This is a genomic window from Mesorhizobium sp. M3A.F.Ca.ET.175.01.1.1, assembly GCF_004791945.1.
Classification (GTDB): Bacteria; Pseudomonadota; Alphaproteobacteria; order Rhizobiales; family Rhizobiaceae; genus Mesorhizobium.
On record NZ_SRTP01000179.1, the window covers coordinates 1 to 346 of the forward strand.

General features: G+C 59.2%; 1 protein-coding gene. It reads right to left on the minus strand.

Going from position 1 to position 346, the window contains the following annotated elements; translation table 11 throughout:
* Nucleotides 1–97: 97 nt before the first annotated feature.
* The coding region (locus tag EN818_RS33365) for a hypothetical protein (protein ID WP_127426623.1) at nt 98–346 on the minus strand (249 nt) is incomplete at its 5' end.

Consider the following 346-nt stretch of genomic DNA (forward strand, 5'->3'; position numbering starts at 1 on the left):
TCGTCGTCATCACTGGCGGTCGCGTCACGCTCGAAGATCTGCACATGACGCGCCGCGAGTGGCTTGCGGCCAATTCAGAGGCCGCAGCATGAGCGCCTCAGTTGTATGCCGGTTCGGTGAACCCCATCGCGCTGATCGCTGTGGCCTTAGTCGTCTGCAGGATCGCATCGGGTATCGCGGTCAGCGGCATCACGAATTTGGCGACGACCCGATATTCGATCGATCCGTCCTCTCTCGGTCTTTCCACGTACATCACGAAACGAGCGAACCCGCCGTTGAGGATGTCGATACGCCCGAGGCCAGACGCAAAGATGTCTGCTACGACGGCTGGTTCTGTAAGTCTCAT